Origin of the sequence: Streptomyces sp. NBC_00249, assembly GCF_026342355.1 — a bacterium.
Classification (GTDB): Bacteria; Actinomycetota; Actinomycetes; order Streptomycetales; family Streptomycetaceae; genus Streptomyces.
Window position 1 is genome coordinate 1 of record NZ_JAPEMV010000019.1, and the last position, 7035, is coordinate 7035.

General features: G+C 65.7%; 7 protein-coding genes. All 7 read left to right on the forward strand.

The annotated features are described in order from the left end of the window. Positions 1–542: 542 nt before the first annotated feature. The 7 genes from OOK31_RS39300 to OOK31_RS39330 all read left to right on the forward strand — a co-directional run bounded on the left by OOK31_RS39300 (position 543) and on the right by OOK31_RS39330 (position 6736). Positions 543–992: a hypothetical protein gene (locus OOK31_RS39300; protein WP_267092219.1), complete on the forward strand. Its 450-nt coding sequence runs from the start codon at positions 543–545 to the stop codon at positions 990–992. A 321-nt stretch (positions 993–1313) separates the two neighbouring features. Continuing rightward, positions 1314–2156, forward strand: coding sequence for a hypothetical protein (locus OOK31_RS39305; RefSeq protein WP_267092220.1), 843 nt, complete (start codon positions 1314–1316; stop codon positions 2154–2156). Between the two features lie 248 nt (positions 2157–2404). After that, positions 2405–4009, forward strand: coding sequence for an ISL3 family transposase (locus tag OOK31_RS39310; RefSeq protein WP_267092221.1), 1605 nt, complete (start codon positions 2405–2407; stop codon positions 4007–4009). 57 nt (positions 4010–4066) lie between these two features. Then, positions 4067–4504: a DUF4259 domain-containing protein gene (locus OOK31_RS39315; protein ID WP_267092222.1), complete on the forward strand. Its 438-nt coding sequence runs from the start codon at positions 4067–4069 to the stop codon at positions 4502–4504. Positions 4505–5300: 796 nt separating this feature from the next. Next, positions 5301–5612: a WXG100 family type VII secretion target gene (locus OOK31_RS39320; RefSeq protein WP_267092223.1), complete on the forward strand. Its 312-nt coding sequence runs from the start codon at positions 5301–5303 to the stop codon at positions 5610–5612. Positions 5613–5647: 35 nt separating this feature from the next. After that, complete coding sequence (locus OOK31_RS39325; RefSeq protein ID WP_267092224.1) at positions 5648–5932, forward strand: WXG100 family type VII secretion target; 285 nt, start codon at positions 5648–5650, stop codon at positions 5930–5932. A gap of 600 nt (positions 5933–6532) precedes the next feature. Further along, entirely contained in the window at positions 6533–6736 is a 204-nt protein-coding gene (locus tag OOK31_RS39330; protein WP_267092225.1) for a cold-shock protein, read from the forward strand. The last annotated feature ends 299 nt before the right edge of the window (positions 6737–7035 follow it).

Here is a 7035-nt window from a genome sequence, read left to right on the forward strand (position 1 = left end):
GCGATTCGACGGCCCACCTCAGGGCTGGCCCCAGCAGGCAAAACAGCCGGCCGGGCCAGCCCTGAGGGCCGTGGCCCTGTGCGAAGGGATCGTCAGGTGCCGACGTTGCCGTGGTTGTTGATCAGGGGAGCAAGGGTGCAGAGGCGGTTGTGAAGGTTTTCGACGTCGGCAACCTGAGCGTTGGCGAGTGGGCCGCTTCGCCGGGCTGGGTGGGGCTTCGGCCTGGCGAGGACGGGGATGGCGGCCGCCCAATCGAGTGTCGCGAGGGTGTTCTCGGTGGCTGCCCGTGGGCGGTTGCTGGGGCCGAACTCATCGCCGTCCGGGTCTGCGACACAGGGACCGCCGGCGAAGACCTCTTGGCACTCGTTGGAAGGCGCGAGCGGCGGACTGCTGGCCATCCCAGCTGATGGAGTCAGATGGGCATTCGGAAGTCTTTTTCAGCTGTCACATACAAGCAGTCTTCGGGCAGATTTCTGACCAGTTCCGATAGGGTGTGAATATGTGAGGAGTACCTGGAAGGGTGGAACGACTTCAACGTCGCCATGATGGGAGCGGCGGGGGCGCTCGCTGGCCTTGTGATTGTGGCGGCAAGCGTCAACATTGCTGAGGTCGTCAAAGCGCCGTCGCTCGCATCGCGACTGGCTGGCGGTATCGCAGGCCTCGTGTTGGCCCTCTCGGGTGCGGCAGTGGGGCTTGTCCCTCAGGTCTCGCCGATGTCGTACGGTTCGGCGATGGCCGTACTCGCAGTCGGCGCAGGGCTTTTGCAGGTGCAGGCAACGAGACGGATCTACGAGAATCACCACCCCGACAATCAGATGAAGTTCGGTAAGTCTGCCGTCGGCTTCGTGGCACCCTTCGCTTACCTCGTCGGTGCCGCGCTCCTTATCGCCGGGTCGCCACAGGGCGTTGTATGGTTCGCCGCCGGTTCCAGCGTCGCAATCATCACTGCGCTTGTCATCTCCTGGATTGCACTGGTCGAAGTTCTGCGCTGAGGAGACAGAGGTCTGCCGTACCCAGTCCCGACGGCCCGTCTCCCCGCCCCTCTTGCTGCCGCCCGAGCCTCATCGCCGTCCAGCCTGTTGCTGCCCGCGGAGCGGGCTGGTCCTGGATGCGATCTCTCGGTTTGGTGGCAGTGGTGTGAGAGACAGTGGGCCTTGGCGCGTTGGTGCTGGTCGGGGGCTGTTTCGGGGTGTGTGGTCACTGTCATGGATGTGTGGTGAGAGGTCCTGACAGGGCAAGGATGCGAACGCCCGGGGGATGAAAGGTACGTTTCGTTCTCTGTCCGGCATTGCCCGCGGGTCTAAGCTCGGGCTGTGGGACAGCCTGAGCAGCGCGCCCAAGGCGTAGGACCGTTCACGACCCGGCTCACTTGGCACCGCCCTGAGGGGGAGACGGTGGTGTGGGAGTCGAGGCTCGCGCGTAGGCGTGGGGCGCTGTCGGTCCGCGGTTCGGGAGACGTGGTCACCGTGTCCCCGAGTGCCGATGCCGAGGCCCTGGGTCGCCTTCGAAGGCTCAACGCCGTCGCCTCTGGTGCGTTTGTCATCGGCGGAGCACTCTTCGCTCTCGGCGCTGCCGTCGCCCAGTTCGGCTCGGGCGACGCGGTCGAGAGTGCCGCGGTCTACTTTGCGGGCGGACTGTTCTTCAGCATCGGGGGTTACACCTCGCTCTTGCAGGTGCTGAACGCGCCTCGCCACTCCCAAGGGGGCGGTCCACTGGTCACGGCCGACTGGAGGTGGTGGGGGTACGAGCCGATGCGTTTGGACTGGCTGAGCACGTTCGTGCTGTTCGTAGGGACGCTCGTGTTCGGTGTCAATCTGTTGGACTCCTTCCTGCAGGGGCTCACCGTCCAGCAGACCAACAGGCTGATCTGGACTCCCGACGTGGTCGGATGCGTGCTGTTCCTGATTTCGGGACATCTCGCGTTCGTCGAGATCTGCCATCGGTCCCGGCCCTGCGTCCACTCGCGCAGCCTCGGCTGGTGGGTTGTTGCCGTGAATCAACTCGGGTCGGTGCTCTTCATGGTTTCGGCACTCGCCGCGTTCACCCGGCCCGCCACCGGAAGCCTGGTCAACACCGACATCGCCAACTGGGGAACGCTGTCCGGCGCACTGTGCTTCTTGCTCGGCGGCGTACTCCAGGCCTTCGAACGACCCTAGGAGCCGGTTGGCTCCGTGGCGGAGCCAGACGGACAGGGGTGGGAGCGGAGCGGACACCCCCAACGGGCCGTAAGCCCAGACCCCGCGAAACGGGGTCATCTCCCAAGTGGCTTTGTTCACGGGTCGCGGTTCTGGCTCAGGTTGTGTGATCCATGCACTGTGAGTGACGGCTGAACTCCCCAGGTCGTCTTGAGAAGTTGCCTCAAAACGAGCAGTGGCGAGAGTGACTGGGCCGACAGTTCGGGGCTGTGAAAGATGTCTTGCTCCGGCTGGAGGAGTTGCTGTTCCCATCGATCGCCGACGTCGCGGTGCTGTCGGTGGACGTGAACGTCGCGATAGTGCGCGTTGATGCACGGTGCACCGCCGCGGGTGCCTCTTGTCCGGGGTGCGGAGCCTGGTCCGACCGGGTGCACGGCTCTTACGTGCGGTTTCCCACTGATGTTCCGAGTGCGGGACGAATCGTCGTACTCCAGCTGCGGGTCCGTCGTTTCAGCTGCCGGAATGCCGAGTGCCCGCGCGGCACGTTCGTCGAGCAGATACCCGGCCTGACCCGAAGGCACGGTCAGCGGACCGAGCGGCTGCGCTCGACCCTGGCCGCGATCGGTCTCGCCCTCGCGGGCCGGGCCGGCGCCCGCCTGGCCCACATCGTCGGTGTGCCGGTCAGCCGCAGCACGCTCCTGCGGCTGGTCGACGCACTTCCCGAGCCTGAGGTGCCAGCCCCGCGGGTGGTCGGCGTCGACGAGTACGCCACCCGCAAGGGCCGCCACTACGGCACCGTCCTCGTGGACGTCGAAACCCGTCGCCCCGTCGATCTGCTGCCCGACCGGGAGTCGTCAAGCCTGGCCGCGTGGCTGGCCCAACGGCCTGGAATCGAGGTCGTGTGCCGGGACCGGGCTCCGTTCTTCGCCGAGGGCGCCACCGCCGGCGCACCACAGGCCGTGCAGGTCGCAGACCGGTGGCATCTGTGGCACAACCTCGGAGAGGCCGCCGAGCGGAGCATCACCCAGCACCGCCGGTGCCTGCGCGTCCTGGTCCCCGAGGGACCTGAAACGCCCGAGTCCGAGCCCGAACCTTCGGCGGATCCGTCCAGCTCGCCGTGGCCGACCGGACACCGGTTCGCCGACCGCACCCGCACCGTGCACGCGACCGTTCATGCCCTGGTGGAGGCGGGGCACAGCCGTCGCGCGATCCAGCGGCAGCTCGGTATGACGAGCAGAACCGTCAAACGGTACGCGGACGCAGCGAAGCCGGAAGACCTCTTCACCGGACAGTGGCAGGCCCGGACCTCCGTCCTCGACGAGTACAAGACTTACCTCGACAACCGCTGGAACGAGGGTTGCACCAATGCCTGGAAACTGTGGGAGGAGATCGTCCCGCTCGGCTACAAAGGCAGCTACCAGCGCGTTCGCGCTTACCTCCGCCAGAAGCGCACTGCGCCGCGGCCCGTGACAGCCCGGCCGCCTTCGCCCCGGGTTGTTGCCGGTTGGGTCCTCCGACGCCCGGAGAATCTGTCCGAGGCCGAGCACCTCCACCTGAAGAACGTCCGGGCCAACTGCCCCGAAATCGACGCGCTCACCCGGCACGTCCGGTCCTTCGCGACCATGCTCACCGAGCGCCAGGGCGAGCGACTGCCGGACTGGCTCGACGCCGTCAGACAGGACGACCTTCCCAGCCTCCACACGCTCGCCGCAGGCATCGAGCGCGACCGCGATGCCGTCATCGCCGGGCTCAGCCTCCCCTGGAACTCGGGGGTCGTCGAAGGCCATGTCAACCGGATCAAGATGCTCAAACGGCAGATGTTCGGCCGCGCAGGCTTCGCGCTTCTGCGGAAACGTGTCCTGCTTGCCTCATGACAGCCCCTGTCAGTGGCCGATGCGATGATCACCGCACTTTGACGCGAGGAGATCACAATGGGCACTTGGGATATCGGCCCGTTCGAGAATGACATGGCCGCGGACTTCGCCTACACCCTGGACGAGACACCCAAGGACAAGCGCGAGAGTCTCGTGCGGGCGACCCTGACCCGCACCATCCAGACCAGGGACTACCTCGAAAGCCCGGAAGGGGCAGAGGCCGTCGCTGCCGTCGCTCTGATCGCGGCACAGTGCCCGGGCGGTGAGCCGATCAGCACAAGCTACGGCCCCGACGAAGCCCTTCCGATCTTCGCCGACGATCTTCAGCCGCTTGCTGTCGAGGCGCTGGACCGGGTGGTTGCCGAGGCGTCCGAGCTCGCCGAGCTCTGGGACGAGACACCTGATGGCCCGAGGTGGCGGCAGATCATCAGCGGCCTTCGCACCGTCCTCGCACCCGAGCCCAAACTGCAGGAAGATTCGCTGTTCGATCTCTAACCCATTTACCCAGCGTCACCGATCACACAACCTGAGCCAGAACCCGTTCTCGTAAACAAAGCCAGTGATGGATTGTTTCCGGTGTCGGAGGGGTCTGATCTGCGGTGCCGCACGTTGGATGAGAGTCCCGCAGGTGTATTGAGAATTGCGGTGGCGTCTGGGGCTGTCTACGGGGAAGCGGGAAGCGGTGTGTCTGGCAGTCCGTGCCGGGCCGGTTGCTCTGACGTCAGGCTTGTTCTGCCTGGGGTGGGTCGTGTCAGCGTCCGGTGCCGTCTCCGGGAAGGGTGTGCCGTGGGCATCACGTCTGAGATGTTGCGCCGGGGGTCGTGACGGTTTTCGGGTTGCGCTATGGGTTGTTTGAGTGCATATGGGTGGATTGCTGGGTGTGGTGTTGTCGGCTGGAATGGTGGCTCGTTGACCAGCTCATGACTCTGAAACAAGTACTCACCTACATCGGTGTCGGTCTTCTCGCCTCGTACGTGGACCCCAGCGGCGGTGGCGGCGCCGAAACTGTGGAAGCCCTCATCACGTTCGTCAAGCAGGTCTTGGGCTGACAGGGGGGAGGGGGCGTGTCACCGGCCGGAGACGGCGCTGAGCGGCGGGTTGCGCAGGCACCGGACACGGCCGCTGGGTGCCGCACGAAGGAGTGGTATGTGCGCCGAATAGGTGATCATGCTGGGATCTGGGGCTTTGATGTGCCTTAGGGTCTGTTCGGTACCTTTCGGCGCTCCCGACCTGGGGGCGCCGGCAGGGCTGTTCTGTGCCATGCAACGCCGCTCACACAGGAGGATGACGGATGTCCGGGTATGCGCTTTCCCCCGATGAACTGTCCGCCAGCGCGCAGAAGGTGGACCAGGCTTCGCAGAACATCAAGGGCCTGTTCGCCCATCTGCAGAGCTCGGTCCAGGGCATCGGGAACCAGTGGCAGGGCGATGCTGCCAGGTCGTTCAACACGCTGGCCGAGCAGATCCACTCCAACGGCCAGAAGATCCAGAACTCTCTCCAGACGGTCAGCGAGAACCTGAAGTCGGCCGGGGTGACCTATGACGGGCAGGAGCAGGACACCACGTCCAGCATCTCCGGCATCGCTGGCCGGCTCGGCGGCTGACCCGCACTCACCTACGAGAATTCAAGGGAAGACCGATGACCATCAGTGTCACCTTCGCTCAGCTGCAGTCCACTCAGTCCGATGTCCAGGGCACGGCCGGCAAGCTGGAAACCGAACTCGACGGCATGAAGACCCTGATCGCCAAGCTCGCGGGTAGCTACGAGGGCGAGGCCTCGGAGTCCTGGCAGCGAGTGCAGAGGGAGTGGGAATCCGCCACCTCGGAACTGCGCCAGATCATCGCCGCGACCCAGCAGGCGCTCGGATCAGCGGCGGAGAACTACCAGGCCGCCGAGAAGAAGAACGCCGGCATGTGGGGCTGACCGACGACACGGCCCCGGCCCCGCACGACACGGTCAGGCCACCGCCTCTCCCGATGTCCGCCCGCCCGGGAGGGGCGGCCCGACGGAGAACAACCCCGTCGAACTCGTCTGCGACGCCGCGTGTGGTTGCCCATCGGGCCGCATGGCCTGTCCCGTGACTCGGCTACTTGATCTGTGCTTGTCATGCGGGGCTGTGAGGACAGGTGGGCGCGGTGAAATTGTTGCCTTCGGGATGAGTTGGCCTGGTCAACAGGATGCGGTCAGCAATTGCCGACAGGGAGGTTCGGGAAGTACACAGCGTATCGTGGTCCTGTTTCCTGAGTCTATCTGTGAATCAGAATGAACCACTCCACCCAGGGCGGACACCCTAGCAGTCCGAAATCCTGGACCCCGTGAAACGGAGTCACCTCAGGAAGTTCGCGGCGAAGAGGGGTGTGTCGATCGCGGCGAGGCGGTTCGTTGGCACGGCGCGCAGTGCTGTGGGGACCGCTCAAATTGATGCCTTTTCGGGGTGCCTGTTTGGGTCTGTGGGGGTGGGGGAGGTTCCGACTTGCGGCCGGGCGCGATCTTGTGTCCGGTTCTTAATGGAGAGGGTTTGGTATGGCTCAGGGTTCTGTGAAGTGGTTCAACGGGGAGAAGGGGTTCGGGTTCATCGAGCAGGATGGTGGGGGTCCGGATGTCTTCGTGCACTACTCGGAGATCCAGGGCAACGGGTTCAAGAACCTGGATGAGGGGCAGCGGGTCGAGTTTGAGATCGGCCAAGGCCAGAAGGGCCCGCAAGCCCAGCAGGTACGCGCCATCTGACCCTGTTCTACTGCCGGCCGGGCCCGCGTGAGCGGGCCCATGGTCCTGGAGGCGGAGCCGGAAGGCCCCCAGGGCGGGGGAGCGGAGCGGACCCCCCGAACGGGCCGCAGGCCCGGACCCCGTGAAACGGGGTCACCCCGGGCCGCAGAGCGGCCCGTTCGAGACCGAGCGAAGCGAGGCCCCAGGCCTCGTCGGAGCGAAGCGCGGGACTCCGGCCGAAGGGTGGCTCTGGCTCGGCGAAGCCGAGCCCCGTCGAGCGCAGCGAGGCGGTCCTCTCCTGAGCGCGCAGCGCTCAGGTA

Coding starts and splice junctions, on each gene's coding strand:
- OOK31_RS39300 (WP_267092219.1), top strand. CDS start 543: ATGATGGGAGCGGCGGGGGCGCTCGCTGGCCTTGTGATTGTGGCGGCA.
- OOK31_RS39315 (WP_267092222.1), top strand. CDS start 4,067: ATGGGCACTTGGGATATCGGCCCGTTCGAGAATGACATGGCCGCGGAC.
- OOK31_RS39320 (WP_267092223.1), top strand. CDS start 5,301: ATGTCCGGGTATGCGCTTTCCCCCGATGAACTGTCCGCCAGCGCGCAG.
- OOK31_RS39325 (WP_267092224.1), top strand. CDS start 5,648: ATGACCATCAGTGTCACCTTCGCTCAGCTGCAGTCCACTCAGTCCGAT.
- OOK31_RS39330 (WP_267092225.1), top strand. CDS start 6,533: ATGGCTCAGGGTTCTGTGAAGTGGTTCAACGGGGAGAAGGGGTTCGGG.